This is a genomic window from Acinetobacter sp. 802_lipA, from assembly GCF_058242885.1.
This window is the reverse complement of sequence record NZ_JBZAYP010000001.1, coordinates 1,409,650-1,433,970: the sequence shown is the minus strand read 5'-3', so window position 1 is coordinate 1,433,970 and position 24,321 is coordinate 1,409,650. Positions and strand designations below refer to the sequence as shown.

The following is a 24,321-nucleotide window of genomic DNA, read 5'->3' as shown; positions in this document are numbered from 1 at the left end:
CTAAAGTTAAATAGTGGTCAACGTTGAAATAAATCACGATGATTCAGTATTAAAAGAAAATCATCTATAGAATGGATAGAAACAGAATAAGAGAGTTATAAAAATGAAAGCTATGCTCGGGATTGGTTTAGTGTGTAGTTTGGCTTGGAGCATGCATGCTCAAGCAGCAAGTTTTAATTGTGATAAAGCAAAAACGACGACAGAACATGCGATTTGTGAGTATCGCCAAATCAATGACGCCGATGTGAAAATGGCCACCACTTATACCATTTTAAAACGTCTTGTTCCGATGGGGACACGTGGCATGATTCAGGATGAGCAAGTGAAGTGGTTGAGTCTCCGTGACCGTTGTGGTGATTCACAAAGTTGCCTTATGGATGTGTATAAAATGCGCCAGCAGCAGTTAGAACTACATTTAGATCGTATTAACCGTCAGGGCCCATTTTAAAAAAAAGCAAAAAAACTTGCGATTGCTATTGAAAAACGTATCGCTCACTCCAATTCATTAAGCATTCTCTATAAGACTTAATACATTAAGGAGCGATTGATGAGCGAGCAAAACGCACATAAACATAGTTTCCAAGCTGAAGTGGCTCAGCTATTACATTTAGTGACGCACTCACTGTATTCGAATCCTGACATTTTCCTACGTGAATTGATCTCAAATGCGTCCGATGCCTGCGATAAATTGCGTTTTGAAGGCATTAATCATCCTGAATATTATGAAAATGACCCAGACCTACATGTGCGCGTCAGCTTTGATGAAGCCAATCAAACACTGACCATTTCAGATAATGGGATTGGTTTAACTGAACAAGAAGCGATTGACCACTTAGGTACGATTGCTAAGTCTGGAACCAAGGACTTTATGTCTAAGCTTACAGGTAACCAAAAATCAGATGCACAACTGATTGGTCAGTTTGGTGTCGGTTTCTACTCAGGCTTTATTGTGGCTGACAAAATTACCGTAGAATCACGCCGTGCAGGTGTGGATGCTGATCAGGCGGTACGTTGGGTCAGTGCGGGCACGGGTGAGTTCGAAGTCGAGCAGATCCACAAAGACAGCCGCGGGACCGATATTATTTTACATTTGCGTGAAGATGCGTTGGACTATTTACAGTCGCATAAAGTGAAGCAAATTATCAATAAATACTCAGATCACATTAGCCTGCCGATTGAGATGCAAAAAGAGGTTTGGCAGCAAGAAGAAGCGGTCGAAGGTGAAGAGCCAAAACCGGGTCAGTATGTAAAAATAGATGAATGGGAAGCGATCAACTCAGCCAGCGCTCTGTGGACACGTAATAAAAATGAAGTGACTGAAGAGCAGTACGTCGAGTTTTATAAGAATCTCAGCCATGACTTTGAAGCACCACTGGCATGGGCGCATAACCGCGTCGAAGGCAGTACCGAATATACACAGCTGTTGTATGTACCGAGCAAAGCTGCGGCGAATATCTTTACCCGTGAAGCCAAAGCGGGGATTAAGCTCTATGTAAAACGTGTCTACATTATGGATGACGCGGATAATTTGATTCCAAACTATTTACGCTTTGTCCAAGGGGTGGTCGATAGTGCTGATTTACCACTGAATGTCAGTCGTGAGTTGTTACAAGAAAGCCGTGATGTGAAAACTATTCGTGAAGGGAATGCACGCCGTGTATTGACGATGCTGGATGCTTTAGCCAAATCGGAAGATGAAAAAGATCAAGAGAAGTTCAAAACCTTCTACCGTGAATTTGGTTCAGTGTTGAAAGAAGGTTTAGGTGAAGACTTTGGTAACCGTGAGCGTATTTTAAAACTTTTACGCTTCTCAACTTCAAACAATGATGCGGTGAGCACTTCTTTGCAGGACTATAAAGCGCGTATGCCTGAGGGGCAAAAAGCGATTTACTATGTGACTGCAGACAGTCTCAATGCTGCGAAGAACTCGCCACAACTTGAGCTGTTTAAGAAAAAAGGAATTGAAGTCTTACTCATGGCAGACCGTGTCGATGAATGGGCAATGGAATTTGTACATGAGTTTGATGGCACACCAATGCAAAACGTGGCCAAAGGTGCAGTCGACTTAGGTGATTTACAAGATGCCGAAGAGAAGAAAGCACTTGAAGCAGCCGCAGAGCAGTTTAAACCTGTGGTTGAAAAACTGTCTGACTCATTGAAAGCCAAGACCAAAGAAGTACGTGTGACCACACGTTTGGTCGATTCACCTGCATGCTTGGTGACAGGTGAGGGAGAACTTTCTCCACAACTGATTCGTATGCTGCAACAAGCGGGTCAGGCCGTACCTGAAAGCAAGCCAATTTTGGAAATTAACCCAGAGCATCCATTGGTAAGAAAATTAGAAAATTCGGCACAGTTTGATGACTTGGCCAATGTAATTTTTGACCAAGCGCTGATTGCTGAAGGCGGCTTACCTGATGATCCTGCCGAATATATCAAACGGATTAACAGCTTATTGCTTCAATAAACCATTATATGTTTAAAGAAAGCCTATCGTTAAGATAGGCTTTTTTATGTCAACCCATTGGGGCAAGCACCTTAATATCTGTTGAACGCATCGATTTAATTGGCGGAAAAGAAGCTGATGTGGATATCCGTGGATAAGTGAGAACTTATCCACAGTTCAGCTTAAAGATTCACCATATCATTAAAATAAAGCCTCAAAACGGACCAAGGCACTGACGTAATGGCTGCGGTCTTCACGGTGATCGTTAAAATAATTTAAATCGCCTTGGATATAAAACCACTCGCGTAAGAAGGGTTGACGCCACGAGACAAAAGGCCCCCAACGGTTCAAGCGCAGGTCATCGTTGTTGTAGAAACCACCAGTGTAAATGCCGTAGTTAAAACGATTGCCATGAAAGAATTGGTGTTGTCTAAAGCTATAGTTATCCCAGAGCAGATCATCATCTTGATCGTCTGCATAGGTCAGACTGAACTGATTGGATAAAAATGGCTGATTGGGTCGTGCATGCGTCAGCTCTAGGTTGGTACGTAAGTAATTTTCACTGTCGATACCATAACGGTAAATCTGTTCAGCATAAGCACGAAAATCATTGTCGAGTTTCCATTCTTTCGATAACTCGATCCGCGCATAGATATCATCCCCTGAACGGACCCCCAAGTCGAAATCAGTTTCAAAAGGTAGGCGATCTGACAATTGTGACCATCTTAATGCTATTGAACTATTGGCATCACGGGTTTGGCGGCGATCAAATGTTTTATCGTTATTCGCACTGGGTGGATTTTCATTGGTAATTGCAACATTGTTTTGCAGTTCGTTATCTAATGAGTCATCCCCAAACACCACACTGAGTTTATGTTCTAAAGTTGGAAGTTTGACTCGACCTCGAATACGTGGTTTTACATCGTATTCATCATGTTTATTCCAGCGGTTATCGACCAAGACCCGTAAGGTGGCTGTGGCCGGTTTTTTAGGATCAGTTTCACCAAACCAATTGTCCATTTTGGCGGCTGTTCGGTCTGCCCAGTTTCGAACTTCTTTTTGCTGGCGGTCGACCCATGTGCGTTCTTCAGTGAGATCAGTCGTGGGCACAATCAGCTCGTCCGATTCTTCAGGTAGAACGGTTGGAAGTGAGTCAATCCACTGTGGAATTTGATATAAAAGTCCACTACCTTTGGGGGGCGATGCGATTTTGTCAATTTCAGCCACGTCGTGAGGTGGCACAAAATGTTGTGTGATGTTGGTATTGCTTTCCGCCCAAGCCACGTTGACGTATGTACCTAAACTTAGGCAGAAAAATAAAGAGATGGATCCCACATGTTGAGTTCTTAGCATGCTTTCGTACTTTATTGTTCTTCGATGTTTTAGTGTTGTAAATTTCACATAAGAACACAAGTAGAAAATACAAAACTCTACAACTCGCTGCCAAGTTGTTTTTGAATAGAATCAAATAATTGAAACACAGTGATAGGTTCAGGCAAAGTAGAAATCGTATTTTGAATCAGTTGCCAACTGATGCCGTGCTGTCGGTCTAAGACCAAGCACGGATACGCGATCTCGGTACGTGAGAGTTCAACCCGCTTCTGACCATGAATTACTCGAATTTTTTGTCGTTCTTTTAACACTAAAATGGGCGTATTTGCGTCCGCGGAGCTTTCTTCAAACTGGATGAATTTACGGCTATTGAGTAGATCGGCCAGAATAAATGGATGATAGTCTTCAATATGCCATACCAGTTTGGCCTGTTGGGTATACAGCTGAAAAATCGAAAATGCATCATGCATATGACTTTGTAGCTGGTCCCATACAATTTCGCGGATGGCTGCGACTTGATGCTGACCACTCTGGGCAAATTGTTGGCTCAGGCGAATGGCTTCCGTGGGACTGTCAGCACCGAATAGAGCCAAATACTTAATAAACTCTCCGTGCTGCTGGGTCTGTTCTGCCAAATAGATGGGATAGTCCAACCAGTGATCGAGTTGGTCGCTGTGGATCAGAAAATCGATATTTTGACCGATCTCAGTGTGCCCTGAAATGTCGAGGCCATAGAGCTTAGGATCTAAATTTGGTTGATGCAGCGTGCACAATTTCGCTTGATATTGCCCCAAATGAATCTGTGTGGGCAGTATGGGTTGCGCAGCAGTAGCTGATGCTTCTGAATTTTCTGTATGGCTATCCTGCAAAACAGGGCATGGTGCTGTCACCTCGCTTTCAAGTGGATCTTGCTGTTGAGATTCAGATGAAATATCTACATCTTGTGGTTCAGCTAAGATTGCCTGCCTTTGGATAAAGTCCTGAATGGCAAGCGTTGAAATAGACGTACTTGGCTTGAGTTCAAATCGAATGACTGCAGCAGTCTCAATGATAAGTTCTTCCTGAGGCTGAGATAGCTCATCACTTAAAAGAGGCTGATTTTTGAGAATCAAATGATTTTCTGCTAATACTTCAGGTTGAGGCTCTAAATCTGTTTGTACGATATCGAGCTGATTTTCAGGTTCCTTATCTTGTTTGATACTTAGTTTAATAGCATTGATTGGGACGACATCTTCTACAGTGTTTTCTTTAAAAGACCGGAGTTCAGTTCCTTCAATTTGAGTTGCATTTGGGGCACAGTCAAATGGAAGTTGTATTTCCGTATTGAAATGAAGCGCTGCTTCAGCCTTAGATAAAACCAGACCAGAATCTTGGCTGACTTCGAGGAAGTCTGACTCAGACTCTTGGGTTCGTTCAGCCGATGTATCATCTGTAGCAATGCTTAAAAGCTCAATACCCGTGAAAACAAAAGCATCGGTAACTACATTGTCCTGTGCATGCCCTATGTCAGTTTTTTCCTCGAATGTTGTTGTAATAGGGACGATAAACTGGTCTTCTGCAACTTCTGCAACTTCTGCAACTTCTGCAACTTCTGCAACTTCTGCAACTTCTGCAACTTCTGCAACTTCTGCAACTTCTGCAACTTCTGCAACTTCTGCAACTTCTGCAACTTCTGCAACTTCTGCAACTTCTGCAACTTCTGCAACTTCTGCAACTTCTGCAACTTCTGCAACTTCTGCAACTTCTGCAACTTCTGCAACTTCTGCAACTTCTGCAACTTCTGCAACTTCTGCAACTTCTGCAACTTCTGCAACTTCTGCAACTTCTGCAACTTCTGCAACTTCTGCAACTTCTGCAACTTCTGCAACTTCTGCAACTTCTGCAACTTCTGCAACTTCTATGGATGTTTCAGATGTTGTGAGAAAAGGTACGTTCTCGGGCTGTTGAACGCTTTGCACATGGATCAAAAACCATTGGTAAGCGTGTTCAAACTTTATGTGCCATGGGCTGCTATACAGTGTAGGTGGGGTGCTTTGAAAAGCAATTTGCCAACCTAAACCTGATTTATACAAAACACCCCATGCGAAAGCCGCCTGCTGTTTTAAGGCATCGCTTAAAGCAGATTTATAATGAAATAGTCCAATGTAGGCATGCTGATAGGGGCTTTGTTGTATCCAGCGTTCAGCCGCAGTTTGAGGCTGAGTCAGCGCCTTATAGGCTTCGAGTTGTTTTTGAAAAATGGGTTCATCACAGAGTGCAAAAATTTCACGGATGCGTTTTTTCGAGCGCGCAATTTCAAAAAAAGACAGAGGTTGATGTTCCAAACCATCAATCAATTGATGCAGTTCTTTGATCAGCAGTGCTTTTTCGATTGCTTTCATGCGCTGAACTCTAAAGTTGTTTTTGTGCTTGTTCCAAGTAGCTTGCCAAAACCATATTGATGGCCAGTTCAAGTAATTTATATTCGGCTGAAGTCGGCTGCGTATACTGCTGTGCAAACGCAATCAATTGATCAAGGTCAATGGCTTGGGGCGTAATACGACCTTGGATAAGGGCTTGTAAATTTTGCATAGGCATGTGCTATTGAGTGCATTTAATTTATTGGTTTTGGAATTGGGTCTTCTTGTTTGATCATAATTAGAAAAGAATAAATAGGCAAAAATTATTCTGCTCTCGATACGAGAAAAGGGTAGTGAAAAATGTAGATAATTTCGATTTCAGCACAGATTGAATTAAATATTTTTGCCCTAGAGGGTTCATAGCTGAAATTTTTTGTCAGTTCTTTGCAATTTTGGGCAAAAAAATAGGCAATCAACATTGCCTATTTTTGACCAAGTCAGCGCAAATTACGCTTCTTGATGTGGTGCAGCTGCAGGAGCATCAGCCGTTGCCGTTTGAGTGTCTGCTGGTTTTTTTACAGGAAAATCTGGAACAAAAACAACTTGTGCAGAAACAGTTGCAGAAAGAGCCATTACAGCGACAGCCAAAGCATATTTAACAGCGTTCATGATATTTCCTCTAAAAAGGAGGTCTCACTAAGGGGACTGGGAGTTTTAAAAAGATAAATTTCGCATGAATAATATCAAAAAATGATCGATTTAAGCGCTGGTTTAGGCCATTAAAAGATGAATGGTGAGTTCATTTATTGTTAAAAAACAATAAATTAGAATAAATGCTCTAGCTTGGTATAGAGTTTTTACTCCAGTGCTAAGCTGTTTAAATTTAAAGTGAAAATTTAGATTTTCAAGTTTGAAATGAAGCTTGAAAGTAGGACTTTTTTGTCTGAAATGAGACCTGAAAAAGGACTTGGAGTTACATGATTAATTGTTTAAATATTCATCATTTTGAAGTCTTTTGATTGTGCATACTGTGTAAGTTTTTGCTGTGGAATGTTTAAGTTATCTATTTTTGATTAAAAATTCACCTAAGATGAACAGGCAAAAACAACAATAGCTGAGGACAAACAGATGGCCATTGCAAAAGTGGTAGAAGTCAATTCAAGCAGTGCGAAAAGTTTTGAAGATGCGATTCAGACAGGGATCGCAAAAGTCACTGAGACGGTGAAGAATGTTCAAGGTGCTTGGATCAATGAACAAAAAGTGGTGATTAAGGACAACCAAATTGTAGAATATCGGGTCAATCTTAAAATTAGTTTCTTGGTCGATTAAACATAAATCCATTTTTTTTAACCTATAAAAAAATCCCCGCAGGTCGGGGATTTTCTCATCTATAGATAGGGCTCAGTTAAGGTCTGAAACCAGTATCCTTATGATTATTTGGGTGTTTCACAAGACTCATCGGAACACTGTGCCGCATTATTTTCTTCTGCTGGCATTTGTGCTTTTTCAAGGACTTGTAAAAAGACTTCACGCGGCTGTGCACCCGCTAAAGCCACACGTTGATCGAAAACAAAGAAAGGTACACCCGTTACTTTCAGTTGTTCACGCGCCACTTCTTGGTCAAACTTCACGAAATCTGCGTATTCGTCAGAATCCAGCACATCATCTACCTCAACTGGGTTTAAGCCAATACGAGAGGCCACATCTTCAATGGTTTCACGTTCACCAATCGGTAAACCTTGCGTTATATAGCTAAAGAAAAAGGCTTCTTCAGCTTCATTGCCTAAACCATGGCTTTGAGCAAGGTGAATTATACGGTGTGCATTGAAACTGTTGCCTGAGTTGGCATTTTCCCAGTTAAATTCAATGCCTTCTTCCGCAGCCATTTTGGCAATATTACGTTGCATCTCTTCCACTTCAGCGACTGTGCGACCATATTTTAGTGCGAGACGTTCTGAGTTCGAAATTTCTTGGCGTACTGGTGCATCTGGATCCAGTTCAAAACTGTGCCAGTGCACTTCCAATTCCACACCAGCTTGTTCAGCCGCCGCTTCTAAACGTTTTTTGCCAATATAACAAAAAGGACAAACAACATCTGACCAAATATCTACACGCATGCGATTTCTCAAAAATAGTAAAAAGAGCAACTAAGGAAATGATGGGGATGAGTTATAAAATTTAAAGCAGGGCCATTAAAAAAAGCGGTTTCGCTATGGATTCAATCAGTTGAACCCTCTGGGTTTGACCGTTTATCTGACAACTACGCAGCATAAAGATCGAAAAATATACAATAGAGTGAAGGCGCTCAGTTTGAGCATGCCTTTTTATATCTCTTATCGTTTGGGATTGTTTTATGAAATTTTTAAATTCTCTTCCCGTTTTTTGTTACGCTCTTCTTTTTATGCCGACTTTGCTGCAAGCCAATGGTGAGATCGTGAGTCTACCGACTTTTAAAACCATGGCGGAATCAGAGCTACGTGCTGAAACGGGCGTGATTCCTTATCAACAGGATGAAAACATTCGTAAAGCCTTGCAGCACCGTATCGTACAGTTACAGGATGATGCGCAGTCTTTTGTGGTAGATCCGACCATCACTCAAAACATCGATATTTTGCCACCTGCGGTCACTGCAGATCTAAATTCTGTGCCTCCTTTGTTACGTGAACATGTCTTAAACATTGCCGCTGGTTTGCAGTCGTCTAATCCAACTGAAGGCTTGTATATCATGTTGCAGCCGTTTGGCATTGACCGTAATGCGACCAATGTACAAATTGCCCGTGAACAAATTTCGATTGGGCAGATTGATCGGAATTTTATACAAGGGATTCAACAGAATAGTCAGCAACCGAGAACAGCTCCAGCGAAGTAATACTTCCTAATTCGTTTATCGCCAGTACATTCTTCATCCACTTGGGGAAGGTACGGGCTTAGCATCCTCAAAGATCGATAACATGTTGAAATATTGATCATGTGCCTTTATTTGCTATGATGAAAAGAAATGAAGAGGAAGCTGAACATGCGACGTATCGTGTTGATTTTAGTTCTTGCGACCAGTGCCGTTTTTGGTTGGATGTTTTATCAGTATTCTCAACAACAAAAAGAGCAGCAGCAGCTACAAAGCTATGAAACGGTGCTGTATGAAAAGACCGAACAAATTTACAAACAAGCTCAAGATTGGACCACACCAATTCAAGTCGATGTAAAAGACCCACGTCTGACAGGTGACTATCAAATTATGGCGGAGTTTGTGCTCAGTCATATGCTGCAAAATGCCGAAGCGCGTAATCAATATCTGCGAGATTTAAAAGCCTTAAATTGGGATCAGTTTCTAAATATTGACCGATTAAACAAAGACAAAAAGAACAATTATGCTGAAACGGAGCAAATGCTGAAAGATGTACATGCCGTTGTTGAGAGCTATGCACAGCAGGTTGAACAACGTCAAAAAGATGCCATTGCTCAGGCCAAAGATTTAGCAATATCTTCGCGGTTCCGCCATCAACTGACCGACAGCATGAAAGCCAGTGAAAAAAGCCATGAAGCTACCCGCCTATTTAGTCTTGAACAGCAGAATTTAGCCAAAGCGGATCAAATTTTCTTGGTGCTGAAAAATAACCAATGGGAAAAGAAAAATAACACCTTTATGTTTTATGAGGATGCACCACTACAGCAGTTTAATGCGCTGTATAAAGAGATTTTGGCACTGAATAGCCAGATGCTGCAGGTCGAAAAACAGACCCAAAAAGAGGTGGAACAGAAGTTATAACACCGTGCAAAGATGACAGTCTTGTAAGCGGACTGTCATCTGTTGTTCAAAATTGGCTGCTAGAGTTAAAGCATCACAACGATGACGACTTTTCAGTGCAGGCAGGTGAGTCATGAGAACCATACACGTTTTTGATGATATTCAGCATGTGTATAGTGAGTTTGTAGAAAATAAAAACTATCCAAAATTAGAACGCTTAAGCAACTGGGGGAAGAATCGTTTTTTCTTCAACCAATATTTCAAAATGATCGAAGACTGGCATCACACCGAACAAATCGTGATTCAGTTTAACCAACAGTACTTCAGTCTAGATACGGGCAGCGCGCCTGACTTTATGGATAAAGAAAAGTATATGGCTTGGTTGATGGGCGAACTCTTAATTTAAATCCTTCACAAAACAGCACAGCGCTCGATTCGTTCTAGGCGCTGTGCTTGTATTGAATTAATCAAAGATTTTATCGGCAGCTTGGAACGGCAGGCTGACCACATCAATTGCCACGGCAAAAGGTAGCAGCACTAATTTTTCAAAAGGATTCATGCCTGACTTCGATTTATAACTTTCCTCTTGATGGGTATAAATGCTCACCTGATAAGGCTTACTCAAGGCTTTTAAGGACGCTAAATTGTTCGCGGCAGGGTAGACCACACCTGCCAGTTTGATCTCAAAACAGAAACGCTGTGCAAACATGCGTTCATCACTGGAACTCGAACATTCCTTTGCCCCATTTTCAATAAAAAATTCTAGATCTTTTTTGCTGATGTCTTCTTTGAGCTTCACATAAGACAGTGGTAGTGTTCCTGTAAAATGACCATCATTCTTTTCTGAATAGAAACTTAGTTCTCGGGTCACTTGAATATTTTTCGGGTCCAGTTTCCCAATCAAACTGACAAATTGAGGCCCACCTTGGGTAAGGACATAACTTTTTTGTTGCCCTGCAATCACTAAACTATGCGCAGGTAAATTCGGCAGAGGCTGAGCAGGTTTGCCAAAAGCCACCACTTGGTCTTCGATTAAGGTCACTTTGTTGGTACGGGTATAGGTTTTATTGTCTTTGGTCATCAGGGTTTTGGTGGCACAGCCTGTGAATAATGTTCCCATGACGCCTAAGCAAATGATGGTTTTTAAAGGTGATGCAAACATCGATAGACTCCGACTCATTTGAAATATAGTTAAGCTGAATTTTTATTGTCTAGGACTTACGCACTATCATTTATAGATTCTCTGTGGTAGCAGATGATTTTTATCGAGAATAAAGTCATCAATGAAGTCTTTGATGATTGGTCTAAATAATTTCTTCTGCCAACGATATACATTTTCAAAGATCCGCTCAAACTGGTTCTTTTGTATCTCGACGTAGGCCATCAAGGCTGAAAAAATATGATTCAAAATCAGTTTAGATCGTCTTACTTGAAACTTTTCAATATGACAAACCTGTTTAATCACTCGGTGATATTGTTCTATTTTCCAATGACTTGAATGTAATTCATGAAAACCCTCAAAGGACAATAAATCATCTTCATCTTGATGCACAATATAAAACCTCTGCTGTTCTTTTAACTGAGTCTTAAATAATTGTACAAAGCCAAAATCTTTGAGCCAGACCACTTGACCCTGATGGAAATTTGGCAATAAACGCAGTTGAAACCATTGTCCTTTTTCTGGGGAAACCTTACGGTTACAGTCGATACCAAACATAAATCGAATACCATATTTTCTTATGGTTTTTAGATTTCCAGTCGATGAATACCAACTATCACCTGTAATAAATTGAATCTTTGCACCCCAACTGAGTACTTCACTTAACATATCCATAAAGTAATCATTCTTGGTTTTACTTTCAGATTTGTCATAAATTCGGAAATTAATTGGAATATTTTGACCATTTTGATCTGTCGCATACAAGGTAATGAGATTAATACCCTTGACGGATCGGTGGTGTTTGCCTGACCAAAAATAGCTAACTAAGTCCATATGTTGACTATATGGTTTATCTAAAACAGTATCATCAATACTGACTATAAGTTTATTATTATCAATATGTTGAATTGCTTCTTGATATAGGTCGTGAGGTGTGTAGTCTTCACGCTCTAGAAAGCGATTTACACTATCATGCGAGATATTATAAGTCTCGGCAAGTTGTGTGCAGCTAATAGAGTTCGGTTCTGTCATGAGAAAGCCCATATAAATGGGTAGAGTACAAGTTGCTGTAGAAGCATGTTTAATTCGTCTGATCACAGATACTTTATAAAGTATTTTAATACTTTTTTGAATCCGTCAATGCGTAAGTCCTATTGTCTTTAAGCCTATCATTAAAATGTTCAAAAAGTCGCCAAAGCTCAAAATTTTAAAGTCATGAACGTTCTAGGAGTCGCTCAATGCCGTGGCAACAGATTTTATTTTTTATCCATCTGCTGTTTCTAGATAACGAATGAATGTTCATTTGAGTAGGAACTGGCTATGATCATGCAGGCGCTTGATAAAAAATTATGGACTGGCGAATACGTCATAACAAGGTGGGGACTAGGCTGATGCAAGACTTGATTTGTTATAAAGAACTGCCTGTGTGGACTGCGCAAACCATTCCGCAAGGGTTTAAAAATAAACACAATACCAAAGCGGGTACGTGGGCGAAGTTACAGATTTATCAAGGAGAACTGAGCTTTGCTTTTTTAGATGAAGCTGGTCAAGTGCAATCTGAACATCTGTTTACAGCTGAGCAACAGCCACCGTTTATTCAGCCTCAAGCATGGCACAAGATTGTTTCGACCAGCGACGACATAGAGTGTCAACTACAGTTTTACTGTACTCCGCAGGATTATTTTAATAAGAAATATCAGCTTTCACCCACGCATTCAGAAATTTTGGCGGCTATGCCGTATTTACACGGTGGTCGGGCTTTGGATGTCGGCTGTGGACAAGGGCGAAATTCGCTGTACTTAAGCCAGCAGGGTTTTGAGGTGGATGCTTGGGATGTGAATCCGCAAAGTTTGCAAAAATTACAGCAAATTATAGATGCCGAAGGCATTCAAAATATTCATGTGCAACAGCGTGATTTAAATGCTGACCCAAGCATTACAGGTACATACGACTTTATTTGTTGTACGGTGGTGATGATGTTTTTAGAAGCCTCAAAGGTGAAGCCTTTGATTGCACAGATGCAGCAAGCTACCAAAGTGAACGGGTTGAATTTGATTGTCTGTGCGATGGATACCGATGATATTCCTGCGCAGCCTGACTTTCCATTTGCGTTTAAAGCAGGAGAGTTAAGTGCTTTGTATGAGGGTTGGAATATTGTGAAATACAATGAAAATGTAGGGGAGCTGCATCGGGTCGATGAGCAGGGCAATCGGATTAAGCAGCATTTTGCGACGTTGTTGGCACAGAGAATAGAATAAGATTTGTGTAATGATTCATCTTTTATGGTATATAAATTATTAATTTAGAATAAATTTTAGGGGGTTTTAATGCCGAGCTCTAGGGTGGCTGATAGTACTATTAAAGGATTTATTTATCAGTTTAATAAAACAATATTGGAAATTTTAGATTCTTCAACAGGGACGATTCACGTAGAGGGGATTGTTGAAGACGTTGATGTATATGATGCTAATAATTCAATTAGAGCTATTCAATGCAAATATCATGAATCAGCTAAGTCATTCACTTTGAGTTTGATATATAAGCCAATAATATTAATGATCAAGACCTTTTTAGAACGTCCAAACGATGATATATCATTTGTACTATTTATATATGTTCCGAGTGAGGAAGAAAAGGATTTGAAACTTTCTGTTGAGGATCTTGGAAGTATTTTAAAAACAGAAGATCAAACTCTGAAAAAAATAATAACTGAACTTAATCTAGAGGGTTTGGATAAAGACAAATTTTTAGATCACTTAGTGATACGTTTTGGTCGTTCGATAGAAGATTTAGAAGATGAGATTAAGAGCAGAATTGAAGGATTGGATAGATTTAAAGGCTATGATGCTGATGGATTAATTTATCCAAATTTAATTGCTAAAATTCAAAAAATATCAAGCATTAAAGACCATGACTCAAGAAAGGTGAAACAACAAGAAATTTTTGACTTTCTGATTAAACAATCCAAAGTAGTTATCAATAAATGGACTTTGATGACTAAAAGTAGAAATGCTTTATTAAAAAAGCTCAGAGATGATTTTAGAACAGATATGAGCGCTAACTCACTTTCAAGGTGCTTTATTTTTAAAGGTTTTAATACTGTTGAAGCAAATGAAATTGCTAAATTTATAAATACGTACGTTGGTAAATATTTAAAAAAAACTACCCATAGACCTGCTAGTTTTATATTTGATATTGAACGAGAAAAATTTAATGAATTGGTTCGCTTGTTAGATGATCAAGATATAGTGGTGAATGACGGAATGGTTGGAGGAGTATGGAGAAGTGGTAGGTTTTATAAAGACTGTTTAATACGAAAAAAATCTAGAAGCACCATTACTCCTGACTTTCATATAAGAGCGCAAACTATAAAGCAAGAAAGTTTTGAAATTAGAAAAGACTTTTTTCATCAGAGTAAAGTTTTCGGATTAGTGGATTCTGAAATTAATTTTACTTCCGAAACAATATTAATTAGTGAATTTAAAGACATTGAATATCTTTTTAGTTTTAGGAATGAAGTATGAGTGTAGAAATAGGACAAGTTCTTTTTAGTTCGCCTAATAACATTACAGTCTATATAGATGATTTAACTATATTTGAGAGTAATAAAAATAGTTTACAAGTAGGCAATTTATTAAAAATTGAAGATGGTAATCATAACTTTGTAATTTGTAGTATTGAGAATATAGGTGGGACAATCACTAACAATGAAGAAGGCGAATTATGGAAATTCAGTATTACTTGTATGCCAATAGGTTTTCTTGAGTATGAGGATGAAGATCAATATAAATTTATTAGAGGTGGAAAAGTTTTACCTGTCCCGACTGAAAGAGCATTTTTGTTAGATGATAATGATTGGGACTTAATTTATTCAAATGACAAAAATTACAATTTTGAAATTGGTAGTTTATCAAGTAATAAAAATCAAAAATTTAAAATTAATGGGAACAACTTTTTTTCTAAACATAGCGCAATTGTTGGTTCAACAGGTTCTGGTAAATCATGTTCAGTTGCAAGTTTGTTACAAAGCGTTGTACAAATTAAAAATAATCATAATTTAAATATTGATGCAAAAAAAAACGCTCATATTATTATTCTAGATTTACATGCTGAATATACATCTGCTTTTAAACTTGCAGAGGAGCAGCAATTCAATCTGAACATTTTAACTGTAGATAAAATATTTTTGCCTTATTGGTTGATGAATTCTGAAGAACTTGAGTCATTGTTTATTGAAAGTAATGAAGCTAATTCTCACAATCAAGTTTCACAATTTAAAAATGCCGTGATTTTAAATAAGAAAAAATATAATCCGACTTTCCAAGAAATTACCTATGATACGCCTTTGTATTTTTCAATATTTGAGGTTCTTACCTTCATAAGGAATAAAAATAAATTAACAACTTATGAGGGTGATGGTGGTACATTCCTAGCGATTAGAAATCGTAAAGATCTAAAAAATATAGATGAAAATTTATGGGAAGATTTAGACTTCTACCCTTCATCAGGTACTACTAAAGTTGCCTATTTTAATGATTCAAAAGTATCGTCAAGTGATGGCTTTAAAGGTGAATTTACTAGATTTGTATCAAGATTGGAAACTAAACTATCTGATAAAAGGTTAAATTTTTTACTAGATAGTAAGGATGAACAAGGTAACTTATTACAAACAAATGACTGTGAAAAAATATTAAAACAATTTATTGGTTATTTAGATAGATCGAACGTTTCTATCCTAGACCTATCAGCTATTCCATTTGAAGTTCTCAGCATTGTAGTAAGTTTGGTATCTCGTCTACTGTTTGACTTTTCGTTTCATTATTCGAAAATTAAACATACTCATAACGTTAAAAATGATATTCCAATACTTTTAGTATGCGAAGAAGCTCATATTTATTTGCCACGTGATGAAAAGATTGATTACAGAGCATCTCGTAAAGCTATTGAGCGTATTGCTAAAGAAGGAAGAAAATACGGAATAAGTCTTATGGTTGTTAGCCAAAGACCTTCCGAGGTATCTGATACCATACTTTCACAGTGCAGCAATTTTATAGCTTTACGTTTAACAAATTACCAAGATCAAAATTATATCAAATCATTACTACCTGATAGTGCAAACACGTTGGTAGATATGTTGCCGATTTTGAGTCAAGGAGAAGCATTTATAGTAGGTGATTCAGTTATCTTACCGAGCTTAGTTCAATTCTCTGAGCCGAATCCATTTCCCCAATCAGGAACTGTGGACGTATATGACGAATGGAATAAAGATTGGATAGATGTTGATTTTTCAACCATCATTAATAAATTACAAAGCTAGAAAAAACCCCGCAATAAGCGGGGTTCTTTTTATCTTAGTGTTTAATTAAAAATTAAACACGTTCGATAATGGTTGCAATACCTTGACCTAGACCAATACACATGGTCGCAAGACCAATTTGCGTATCTTGTTGTTCCATCACGTTTAACAACGTCGTTGTGATACGTGCACCAGAACAACCCAATGGGTGACCCAGTGCAATCGCGCCACCATTTAAGTTAATGATGTCTTGCTTCTCATAAACACCTAAGCCCTTCATCACTGATAAGCCTTGAGCAGCAAATGCTTCGTTTAACTCGATGGTTTGGATATCCGCCATGCTTAAGCCAGCACGTTTAAGCGCTTTTTGAGTTGCAGGTACAGGACCATAACCCATGATCGCAGCGTCACAGCCTGCAACCGCCATAGAGCGAATCACAGCACGTGGCTTAAGACCTAAAGCTTGAGCACGTTCAGCAGACATCAACAACATTGCAGATGCACCATCAGACAAAGCTGAAGAAGTCGCAGCTGTTACTGTACCGCCTTTCGGGTCAAATACAGGACGTAAACCTTTGAATGCTTCAAGGTTTGCATCTGGACGAATCACTTCGTCGATGTCGCAAAGGATTTTGAAGCCATTGGCATCATGACCTTCAACACCCACGATTTCGTTTTTGAAACGACCTTCTTGCGTTGCAGCCCAAGCGCGGCGGTGAGATTCCACACCGAACGCATCTTGTTCTTCACGGGTAATGCCGTTCATACGACCTAACATTTCAGCCGTTAAGCCCATCATGTTAGACGCTTTTGCATAGTGTTTAGATGCTTCTGGGTTCAGGTCGATGCCGTGCATCATGCCGACGTGACCCATGTGCTCTACACCACCGATGATGAAGATATCACCTTGGTTAGTCGCAATCTGTGCAGCAGCGGTGTGTAGCGCTTGCATAGATGAACCACAAAGACGGTTAACTGTTTGACCTGCCACAGTTTTTGGAAGGTCAGCCAATAAACCAATGTTACGGCCAATGTTCATCCCTTGTTCTAGAGTCTGGTTTACACAGCCCCAGATCAGGTCTTCAACTTCATTGGTGTCAAACTGGTTACGAGCAACTAAAGCACGAACCAATTCAGCCGATAAGCTGTCAGCACGTACATTGCGGAACATACCGTTTTTGGTTTTACCCATTGCTGAACGTACGCCATCAACGATGACAACGTCACGTGGATTTAAAGTAGCCATTCACGTTGCTCCTTAACCGTAGAATTTTTTGTTGTTAGCAGCCATGTCACGCAACATTTGTGGCGCTTCATAAGCCTTACCTAAGTGTGCGTATTTGTCGCAAAGTGCAACGTATTCAGCAACACCTGTTTGGTCGATGTAACGGCATGGACCACCACGGAATGGAGGGAAACCTACACCCATAATCATCGCCATGTCTGCTTCAGAAGCAGTCGCTACGATGTTGTCTTCTAAGCAACGAACAGTTTCGTTACAGAAAGCAAGCATCATACGGTCAATGATTTCTTGAGCATCAAACTCGCGTTTTTCCGCAGTTGCCACAGTAGCAACAAGCTCATACGCAGTTGGATCAACCACTTTGGCTTTTTTGCCTTTACGGTCAAGTTCGTATTTGTAGAAACCAACGTCGTTCTTTTGACCCAAACGTTTGTTTTCGTACATGATTTCGATTGAACCTTTGAAGTCAGGCTTCATACGGTCAGGGAAACCTTCAGCCATGACTTCTGCACCGTGAACGCCCGTGTCGATACCAACAACGTCGATTAGGTAAGCAGGACCCATAGGCCAGCCGAATTTTTCCATGACTTTGTCGACTTGTTGGAAGTCAGCACCGTCTTTCAATAGAAGGTCAAACGCACCAAAGTAAGGGAACAATACGCGGTTTACAAGGAAACCTGGGCAGTCGTTTACAACGATTGGTGTTTTACCCATTTTCTGAGCAAGAACCACAGTGGTCGCAATCGCTTCAGCCGAAGTCTTCTCACCACGGATCACTTCTACCAATGGCATCATGTGTACTGGGTTAAAGAAGTGCATACCGACAAAGTTTTCAGGACGTTGTAGGTTTTCAGCCAAACGTGTGATTGAAATGGTTGAAGTATTTGAAGCAATGATCGTGTTGTCACGAACATTCTTCTCAGTTTCAGCAAGTACAATGCCTTTTACTTTTGGATTTTCAGTTACCGCTTCAATCACGATGTCCACTTCTTTAAACTCGTCATAGCTTAAAGTTGGGCGGATGCGCGCAAGAGTTTCACCCATTTGAGCAGGTTTCATCTTCTTACGTTCAACTTGTTTGGTCAGTAAGCCATTGGCTTCTTTCATACCCAAAGCAAGTTGCGGGTTACCAATGTCTTTCATGATAATTGGTGTGCCTTTGCTTGCCGCTTGGTAAGCAATACCACCACCCATGATACCCGCGCCTAATACAGCCGCTTGGTTTACAGGGTGCGCACCTTTTTCATATTTCTTCGAAGTTTTCTTCACCACTTGGTCATTGATGAATAGACCAATTAATGCATTTGCTTGTGGTGTAATCGCTGCTTTTGCAAAACCAGCCGCTTCAGCTTGAAGTGCTTCATTACGTGGAAGGCTTGCACCTGCTTGTAATGAGTCAAGAAGAAGTTTAGGCGCAGGGTATTGAGCAGGATTTGCTTTTGCAAGAACTGCACCTTTCGCCGAGTTGAACGCCATCATTTGTTCGATTGGGTTCAATTTAACTGGGTCAAGTTTTTCTTGGCGTTTTGCTTTCCAGTCTACACGGCCAGCAAGGGCTTGTTTCACCAAGTCAATTGCCGCGTCTTGAAGTTTGTCCGCAGCAACAACCGCATCAACCGCACCGTCTTTTAGTGCAGCAGCTGGTTTTTTAGGATTAGCCATTGCCATCCATTCAACTGCATTGTCGATACCAATTAGACGGCTTAAACGAACCGTACCACCGAAACCAGGGAAGATGCCCAGTTTGATTTCAGGAAGGCCGACTTGAGCCGCTTCTGACATCACACGATAGTCACACACGAGACACATTTCAAAGCCGCCGCCCAATGCCATACCATTGATCGCTGCAACTTTAGGAATCTCTAAATCTTCAAATGCGTTGAAGATGTCGTGAACAGGCAATGCCCAATCCACAATCGCTTGTTCGCCTTGAGCGAAGTTTGCACCAAATTCAGTAATATCTGCGCCAACGATAAATGTAGATTTAGCCGAAGTAACGATTAAGCCTTTGATGTCACCGTTTGCTTTAACAGCGTCAATTGCAGCTTTGAAATCTTCAATCGTTGCACGGTTAAATTTGTTGACCGACTCACCTTGTAAGTCAAAGCGGAATTCTGCAATTCCGTCCGAAAGCATTTGGACGGTAATGGCATTGCCAGCGTGGATCATGCCTGATCTCCTTTATTTTGGAGGACTTCTAAGTTGATGTTGTGAAGCGAGTACGTCATTCCTACGTACATCTATGCTCCGCCAATCTTACGATAACTATATCGAAAAAGAACATAACAAGTTGTATCAAGCCGTGACGCAAGGGTCATCTATTTTTATTCAATTATTTCGTGTGCTTGCGTGATGTATTTTTGAATAATGCGGCCTAAATAGAGTGAAGTTTTTGTTTCGTTTAAGATTTTTTATGGATGAGTGATTAAAAAATGATTAGACAGCGTCCTTATATTTCAAGTCAACCTTTGAGCCGATTTTGGCAATTTAGTCAATGCTGCACTTGCAGGTAAACCCAAACAGAATGAAAACTTGTGATGAAAAGCTGGAAATAGGACGTACTTTGCAGCCTATGTTACAATTTGCAGTCTAGACCGAATACCGGTCTTTTTCTTTTATTTCGTTTTCTTTGGTTTCCAGGTTTTCATATGATTAAGTGGATCATTCTGGCGATTTTTATTCTTTCTGCATTTTATATTCAGCAACGTGGGAAGGTTCGTCACTCGTTTTATCGTCAATTTTTCGATCATTCAACGATTCTTGCACCGATTAACTACCTCATGTACATGTTTTCAAAGGTGCCGAATCAGCCGTATATCGACACTCAGCATTTTCAAGACTTAAAAGTGTTGGATGAAAACTGGGAAATGATTCGTGATGAAGCAAAAGCTTTATATGAAAAAGGCGGAATTAAAGCATCGAGTAGTTATGATGACTTGGGGTTTAACTCCTTTTTCAAAACAGGCTGGAAGCGCTTTTATCTGAAATGGTATGACTCTGCGCATCCGTCAGCTGCTGAGCTTTGTCCAAAAACCACAACCTTGCTGAAAACCTTGCCGACCATTAAAGCCGCGATGTTTACCGAACTGGCACCAGACAGCCGTTTGGTTCGTCACCGTGACCCTTATGCGGGTTCATTGCGTTATCACTTGGGGCTGATCACACCGAATGATGACCGCTGCTTTATTGATGTGGATGGTCAGCGCTATTCATGGCGTGATGGTGAAAGTGTGGTCTTTGATGAAACTTATATTCACTATGCAGAAAATAAGACCGACCAAAACCGCATTATTTTCTTTGCCGATGTCGAGCGTCCATTAAAGACACGCTTTATGGAACGTTTCAATCACTGGTTTGGTAAAAAAGTGATGACCGCTGCCAGCTCTCCAAATGAAGCTGGGGATCAAACGGGTGGGCTGAATAAAGTCTTTGGTTCTGTCTATCAAGTGCGGATCAAAGCCAAAGCTTTGAAGAAAACCAACCGTCAACTGTACTACTGCTTAAAGTGGTTCCTGATGCTCGGAATTTTCTTTTTGATCTTTGTTCAACCTTATGTGTTTTAAAGCACATTAAACGCCCTGAGGGGCGTTTTTTATTTGGGCAGAAAAGGGGAAGCCTATCTGCCCTTTTGATTTTTCTATTTATTTCAAGGCTTACAGTGGATTCGAACCACGCATGGCTTTATGCTTTATCCAGTTAAAACTAAAAACAACATGAGCGCGTATCTGTGTCATTTTTAAGATCGCAACCTATAACTTAGATAAAGCATGAGGTTTCAAGGTGCAAAAGTTTCGTTCGAAGATGGACTGGTGGTTTTTGGGGTTTATTATTGCCATGTCAGGCCTGTTGGCCCAATTGATTTTGACCACCTATGGCAAAGGCATTTTGATGCAAAACCTCTTGTTCGTTGTAGTCTATGCTTTGACTATTGTTTTGCTGTGGTGGCCGCTGTGGAGTACCCGCTATGTGGTCGATCAGGAGCAACTGACAATTCGCAGTCTCTGTTTTAAGTGGGTCATTCCCTTAAGCGCGATACAGTCGGTTTCTGAAACAGATAATTCCATCAGTTCACCAGCCTTGTCCTTAGATCGTCTAAAGATTGAATACTTGAAACAGGGCCAAACCAAAACCATTTTGGTGTCGCCGAAAGACAAAGTCGCGTTTAAAGCTGCGTTAAAATTGTCATAAATACAGTCTTAGGCAAGTTGTATGCTTTACGGGACTAAGCGAGTGAAAGCCTTGCTCAAATATGCCGTGAGGACTAAAGTAAAATAAACTTGAGTTCTGTTCATCCCACAAACCTCCACATGCAAAACGTCTACTTGCCGTTGAAGGATATGCTTATGAAGTCGTATCAATTGAGTCCGACACAAATTCAAACTTTAGTGCCGCATATGGGGAGTTGTATCGCATCAGATATGATTACGGTGCAAGGCCTAAAAGTGGCTTATATGTACCGTGAAGAAGCACAATCTAGCGATGAAAGTGGTTGGGTGTTTTTATCGGGTGAAGAAGGGGATGACTATATTGAAGACCCTGAAAATTTAGGCCTTTATGAGGTCAATGTGATTGCCAATTATGATGCGGACATCATTGCTCACTTAAATGCACCTGCGGGAAGTCACTTTGCCCGCAATGAACAAGGTGTGTTTGAACGGATCGACTTTGAAGCAATGGATCTGGAGTAAGCCTTCAATCTCAGTATCAATGTCTTTTACCAGCGGACTGGTTTTGAAACGCACTAGCAATAAGCTTGAAATGTGTCAGATCTGCCCAATCTAAAAGACAGATCAAAGGCTAAGCCTACGCAGAACAGTTGACGGCGAGCCGAGAAAATTAGGGAACCCTGTGAACGAAAACGCACGAGAACATATCGAAAAAATTTTAGCCAATATGACCACACTGCCGGGCGTTTATCGCATGCTCGGCAAAGATGGTGAACTGCTGTATGTGGGCAAAGCGAAAAATTTAAAAAATCGTGTTTCTAGTTATTTTGTCAAAACTATTGAGCACCCGAAGACCCAAGCTTTGGTGGCGCGTATTTATGACATCGAAACCTTAGTCGTTCGTTCCGAAACTGAAGCACTGCTGCTTGAACAAAACCTGATTAAGCTGCACCGTCCACCCTATAACATTATGCTCAGGGACGATAAGTCCTATGTGTATATCTTTGTCTCTGCCGACAAACCTTATCCTCGGATTGCATCGGGTCGGGGCAAAGGCAAACACCAAGTCGGAAAGTTTTTTGGACCGTATCCGAGTGCTTATAATGCACGGGATACTTTGTTGGTTTTACAAAAGCTGTTTAATGTTCGTCAGTGTGAAAATAGCTATTTTTCACAGCGTAAGCGTCCTTGTTTGCAGTATCAAATCAAACGTTGTTCAGCACCGTGTGTGGGACTCATTAGCCCTGAAGAGTATAAAAATGATGTCGATAACTCGATTCGTTTTTTACAAGGGGACACCAAAGAGCTGAATCAAGAACTGATTGCGAAAATGGAGCAAGCGGCCGAAGCCTTAGAATTTGAAAAAGCGGTGTTTTACCGTGACCGTATGGCGCTGCTGCGGGATGTCCAGTCTCAACAAGCTATTTATAAGCTCAAAGGTGAGGCCGATATTTTAGCGATTGCCTATCAGGCAGGAGTGACCTGTGTGCAGATCATGCATGTGCGCAACGGGAAAATGCTCGGAGGTAAAAGCTACTTCCCAGATATGCTCGGAGATGATTTGGGGCAAATGCTGGCCGACTTCATAGCGAACTTTTATTTCCAAGTGGCGGATGAAGTACCCAGTGAGTTGATTGTAAATGTCGAATTGCCCGATCGAAAAGAACTGGAACAAGCGTTACAACAACAGTTTGATAAGAAAGTACAGATTAAACATAGCGTGCGTGAGACACGTGCAGAATGGTTAGAGCTGGCACAGATGAATGTACAGCATTCGATCAAAGGGCAATTGGCCAATCACTTTGAGCTGAATGAGCGTTTCCATCAACTTGAACAAGTGGTGGGACGTCCGATTGATCGGATCGAATGTTTTGACATCTCACATACCATGGGTGAAGAAACCGTGGCTTCGTGTGTGGTATTCGACAGTGGCGGCATTCGTAAGCGCGATTATCGTCAGTTTTCAATTCAAGACATTACCGCTGGTGATGACTATGCCGCAATGCGCCAAGCGCTGACTCGTCGTTATAAAAAAGCTATGCTGCCTGATTTACTGCTGATTGATGGTGGCAAAGGGCAGTTGCATATGGCGATGGAAGTCATGCAAGAGCTGGGTTTAGAGGCCTTTATGGTTGGGGTTTCAAAAGGTGAAGGGCGTAAACCGGGCCTTGAAACCTTACACTTTACCGATGGAACAAAAATTCAGTTGCCTGAAGACCATAAAGCATTGCATTTGATTCAACAGGTACGTGATGAGGCACATCGCTTTGCGATTACTAAACATCGAGCTAAACGTGATAAAAAACGGGGTTCATCGATTTTGGAAGTGATTCCAGGTTTGGGTCCGAAACGCCGCCGCGATTTGTTGACGCACTTTGGCGGGATTCAAGGTGTGTTAAAGGCCTCCGAGAAAGACTTAACCGGAGTCCCCGGTTTGGGCGAAGTGATGGCCCGTACTATTTATAAAGTTTTGCATGAATAGAACCGCATCTACTGCGATGGCAAAAGTGCTCATTGACGCATGGGTCATTGATCATTCACATTGGTTGAATTGTGTTGTAAAGATATGGACGGAATTTAAAACAAGGATGCCAC

General features: G+C 40.6%; 22 protein-coding genes. 13 read left to right on the top strand and 9 right to left on the bottom strand.

Annotated features, from left to right (window positions below; genetic code table 11):
• The first annotated feature begins 103 nt into the window (after positions 1-103).
• The gene (locus AC4CU3_RS07225) at positions 104-448 is read left to right on the top strand and encodes a lysozyme inhibitor LprI family protein (RefSeq protein ID WP_279045295.1); all 345 of its coding nucleotides are present in this window, start codon (positions 104-106) and stop codon (positions 446-448) included.
• Positions 449-547: 99 nt separating this feature from the next.
• On the top strand, positions 548-2,467 hold the full coding sequence (gene htpG, locus AC4CU3_RS07220) for a molecular chaperone HtpG (protein WP_279045294.1): 1,920 nt from the start codon (positions 548-550) through the stop codon (positions 2,465-2,467).
• 180 nt (positions 2,468-2,647) lie between these two features.
• Here htpG and AC4CU3_RS07215 read toward each other — a convergent pair whose 3' ends face one another.
• The 4 genes from AC4CU3_RS07215 to AC4CU3_RS07200 form a co-directional block, all read right to left on the bottom strand.
• Complete coding sequence (locus AC4CU3_RS07215) at positions 2,648-3,799, bottom strand: hypothetical protein (RefSeq protein WP_279045292.1); 1,152 nt, start codon at positions 3,797-3,799, stop codon at positions 2,648-2,650.
• Between the two features lie 77 nt (positions 3,800-3,876).
• A complete protein-coding gene (locus tag AC4CU3_RS07210) occupies positions 3,877-6,159 on the bottom strand; it encodes a hypothetical protein (RefSeq protein ID WP_490738065.1) in 2,283 nt (760 codons plus the stop codon).
• 10 nt (positions 6,160-6,169) lie between these two features.
• Complete coding sequence (locus AC4CU3_RS07205; RefSeq protein WP_017397192.1) at positions 6,170-6,349, bottom strand: hypothetical protein; 180 nt, start codon at positions 6,347-6,349, stop codon at positions 6,170-6,172.
• 275 nt (positions 6,350-6,624) lie between these two features.
• Positions 6,625-6,786, bottom strand: a complete 162-nt coding sequence (locus AC4CU3_RS07200) for a hypothetical protein (protein WP_004692748.1) — start codon at positions 6,784-6,786, stop codon at positions 6,625-6,627.
• Between the two features lie 459 nt (positions 6,787-7,245).
• Between AC4CU3_RS07200 and AC4CU3_RS07195 the strand changes: the two genes are divergently transcribed.
• Positions 7,246-7,446 carry a dodecin family protein gene (locus AC4CU3_RS07195; RefSeq protein ID WP_004978694.1) on the top strand — a complete coding sequence of 67 codons (201 nt, stop codon included), beginning with the start codon at positions 7,246-7,248 and terminating at the stop codon, positions 7,444-7,446.
• Positions 7,447-7,550: 104 nt separating this feature from the next.
• Here AC4CU3_RS07195 and AC4CU3_RS07190 read toward each other — a convergent pair whose 3' ends face one another.
• Positions 7,551-8,234 carry a DsbA family oxidoreductase gene (locus AC4CU3_RS07190; RefSeq protein ID WP_279045510.1) on the bottom strand — a complete coding sequence of 228 codons (684 nt, stop codon included), beginning with the start codon at positions 8,232-8,234 and terminating at the stop codon, positions 7,551-7,553.
• Between the two features lie 236 nt (positions 8,235-8,470).
• On the opposite strand from AC4CU3_RS07190, the gene AC4CU3_RS07185 reads away from it, so the two are divergent.
• The 3 genes from AC4CU3_RS07185 (at position 8,471) to AC4CU3_RS07175 (ending at position 10,268) form a co-directional block, all read left to right on the top strand.
• The gene (locus AC4CU3_RS07185) at positions 8,471-8,986 is read left to right on the top strand and encodes a hypothetical protein (protein ID WP_279045508.1); all 516 of its coding nucleotides are present in this window, start codon (positions 8,471-8,473) and stop codon (positions 8,984-8,986) included.
• A 147-nt stretch (positions 8,987-9,133) separates the two neighbouring features.
• Positions 9,134-9,883 carry a hypothetical protein gene (locus AC4CU3_RS07180; protein WP_279045506.1) on the top strand — a complete coding sequence of 250 codons (750 nt, stop codon included), beginning with the start codon at positions 9,134-9,136 and terminating at the stop codon, positions 9,881-9,883.
• Between the two features lie 112 nt (positions 9,884-9,995).
• Entirely contained in the window at positions 9,996-10,268 is a 273-nt protein-coding gene (locus AC4CU3_RS07175) for a hypothetical protein (RefSeq protein ID WP_005400961.1), read from the top strand.
• A 57-nt stretch (positions 10,269-10,325) separates the two neighbouring features.
• On the opposite strand, the gene AC4CU3_RS07170 is transcribed toward AC4CU3_RS07175, so the two are convergent.
• Positions 10,326-11,024 (bottom strand): YidX family protein, encoded by a 699-nt coding sequence (locus AC4CU3_RS07170; RefSeq protein ID WP_219190263.1) that lies wholly within the window; start codon positions 11,022-11,024, stop codon positions 10,326-10,328.
• Between the two features lie 66 nt (positions 11,025-11,090).
• Positions 11,091-12,119: an IS701-like element ISAba11 family transposase gene (locus tag AC4CU3_RS07165; RefSeq protein ID WP_081316813.1), complete on the bottom strand. Its 1,029-nt coding sequence runs from the start codon at positions 12,117-12,119 to the stop codon at positions 11,091-11,093.
• Between the two features lie 293 nt (positions 12,120-12,412).
• Here AC4CU3_RS07165 and tehB point away from each other — a divergent pair, with 293 nt between their 5' ends.
• The 3 genes from tehB (at position 12,413) to AC4CU3_RS07150 (ending at position 16,338) form a co-directional block, all read left to right on the top strand.
• Complete coding sequence (tehB, locus tag AC4CU3_RS07160; protein ID WP_279044887.1) at positions 12,413-13,279, top strand: SAM-dependent methyltransferase TehB; 867 nt, start codon at positions 12,413-12,415, stop codon at positions 13,277-13,279.
• An 84-nt stretch (positions 13,280-13,363) separates the two neighbouring features.
• Positions 13,364-14,545, top strand: a complete 1,182-nt coding sequence (locus AC4CU3_RS07155) for a hypothetical protein (protein ID WP_279044886.1) — start codon at positions 13,364-13,366, stop codon at positions 14,543-14,545.
• On the top strand, positions 14,542-16,338 hold the full coding sequence (locus AC4CU3_RS07150; protein ID WP_287166782.1) for an ATP-binding protein: 1,797 nt from the start codon (positions 14,542-14,544) through the stop codon (positions 16,336-16,338). The genes AC4CU3_RS07155 and AC4CU3_RS07150 overlap by 4 nt, the downstream gene beginning before the upstream one ends.
• 52 nt (positions 16,339-16,390) lie before the next feature.
• Here the strand turns inward: AC4CU3_RS07150 and fadA are convergent, their stop codons facing one another.
• Positions 16,391-17,563 carry an acetyl-CoA C-acyltransferase FadA gene (gene fadA, locus AC4CU3_RS07145; RefSeq protein ID WP_005006929.1) on the bottom strand — a complete coding sequence of 391 codons (1,173 nt, stop codon included), beginning with the start codon at positions 17,561-17,563 and terminating at the stop codon, positions 16,391-16,393.
• 12 nt (positions 17,564-17,575) lie between these two features.
• Positions 17,576-19,729 (bottom strand): fatty acid oxidation complex subunit alpha FadB, encoded by a 2,154-nt coding sequence (gene fadB / locus AC4CU3_RS07140; RefSeq protein ID WP_004978714.1) that lies wholly within the window; start codon positions 19,727-19,729, stop codon positions 17,576-17,578.
• Between the two features lie 479 nt (positions 19,730-20,208).
• On the opposite strand from fadB, the gene lpxO reads away from it, so the two are divergent.
• The 4 genes from lpxO (at position 20,209) to uvrC (ending at position 24,208) form a co-directional block, all read left to right on the top strand.
• Positions 20,209-21,123: a lipid A hydroxylase LpxO gene (gene lpxO, locus AC4CU3_RS07135; RefSeq protein WP_279044882.1), complete on the top strand. Its 915-nt coding sequence runs from the start codon at positions 20,209-20,211 to the stop codon at positions 21,121-21,123.
• Positions 21,124-21,340: 217 nt separating this feature from the next.
• Entirely contained in the window at positions 21,341-21,748 is a 408-nt protein-coding gene (locus AC4CU3_RS07130; RefSeq protein WP_087011168.1) for a PH domain-containing protein, read from the top strand.
• A gap of 155 nt (positions 21,749-21,903) precedes the next feature.
• Complete coding sequence (locus AC4CU3_RS07125; protein ID WP_078390040.1) at positions 21,904-22,248, top strand: DUF2185 domain-containing protein; 345 nt, start codon at positions 21,904-21,906, stop codon at positions 22,246-22,248.
• A 160-nt stretch (positions 22,249-22,408) separates the two neighbouring features.
• Entirely contained in the window at positions 22,409-24,208 is a 1,800-nt protein-coding gene (gene uvrC, locus AC4CU3_RS07120) for an excinuclease ABC subunit UvrC (RefSeq protein ID WP_279044880.1), read from the top strand.
• Positions 24,209-24,321: the final 113 nt, after the last annotated feature.

Excerpts from the sequence above, each read along its gene's own strand:
- AC4CU3_RS07225 (WP_279045295.1), top strand. The coding sequence starts at position 104 with ATGAAAGCTATGCTCGGGATTGGTTTAGTGTGTAGTTTGGCTTGGAGC.
- htpG (WP_279045294.1), top strand. The coding sequence starts at position 548 with ATGAGCGAGCAAAACGCACATAAACATAGTTTCCAAGCTGAAGTGGCT.
- AC4CU3_RS07215 (WP_279045292.1), bottom strand. The coding sequence starts at position 3,799 with ATGCTAAGAACTCAACATGTGGGATCCATCTCTTTATTTTTCTGCCTA.
- AC4CU3_RS07210 (WP_490738065.1), bottom strand. The coding sequence starts at position 6,159 with ATGAAAGCAATCGAAAAAGCACTGCTGATCAAAGAACTGCATCAATTG.
- AC4CU3_RS07205 (WP_017397192.1), bottom strand. The coding sequence starts at position 6,349 with ATGCAAAATTTACAAGCCCTTATCCAAGGTCGTATTACGCCCCAAGCC.
- AC4CU3_RS07200 (WP_004692748.1), bottom strand. The coding sequence starts at position 6,786 with ATGAACGCTGTTAAATATGCTTTGGCTGTCGCTGTAATGGCTCTTTCT.
- AC4CU3_RS07195 (WP_004978694.1), top strand. The coding sequence starts at position 7,246 with ATGGCCATTGCAAAAGTGGTAGAAGTCAATTCAAGCAGTGCGAAAAGT.
- AC4CU3_RS07190 (WP_279045510.1), bottom strand. The coding sequence starts at position 8,234 with ATGCGTGTAGATATTTGGTCAGATGTTGTTTGTCCTTTTTGTTATATT.
- AC4CU3_RS07185 (WP_279045508.1), top strand. The coding sequence starts at position 8,471 with ATGAAATTTTTAAATTCTCTTCCCGTTTTTTGTTACGCTCTTCTTTTT.
- AC4CU3_RS07180 (WP_279045506.1), top strand. The coding sequence starts at position 9,134 with ATGCGACGTATCGTGTTGATTTTAGTTCTTGCGACCAGTGCCGTTTTT.
- AC4CU3_RS07175 (WP_005400961.1), top strand. The coding sequence starts at position 9,996 with ATGAGAACCATACACGTTTTTGATGATATTCAGCATGTGTATAGTGAG.
- AC4CU3_RS07170 (WP_219190263.1), bottom strand. The coding sequence starts at position 11,024 with ATGTTTGCATCACCTTTAAAAACCATCATTTGCTTAGGCGTCATGGGA.
- tehB (WP_279044887.1), top strand. The coding sequence starts at position 12,413 with ATGCAAGACTTGATTTGTTATAAAGAACTGCCTGTGTGGACTGCGCAA.
- AC4CU3_RS07150 (WP_287166782.1), top strand. The coding sequence starts at position 14,542 with ATGAGTGTAGAAATAGGACAAGTTCTTTTTAGTTCGCCTAATAACATT.
- fadA (WP_005006929.1), bottom strand. The coding sequence starts at position 17,563 with ATGGCTACTTTAAATCCACGTGACGTTGTCATCGTTGATGGCGTACGT.
- fadB (WP_004978714.1), bottom strand. The coding sequence starts at position 19,729 with ATGATCCACGCTGGCAATGCCATTACCGTCCAAATGCTTTCGGACGGA.
- lpxO (WP_279044882.1), top strand. The coding sequence starts at position 20,209 with ATGATTAAGTGGATCATTCTGGCGATTTTTATTCTTTCTGCATTTTAT.
- AC4CU3_RS07125 (WP_078390040.1), top strand. The coding sequence starts at position 21,904 with ATGAAGTCGTATCAATTGAGTCCGACACAAATTCAAACTTTAGTGCCG.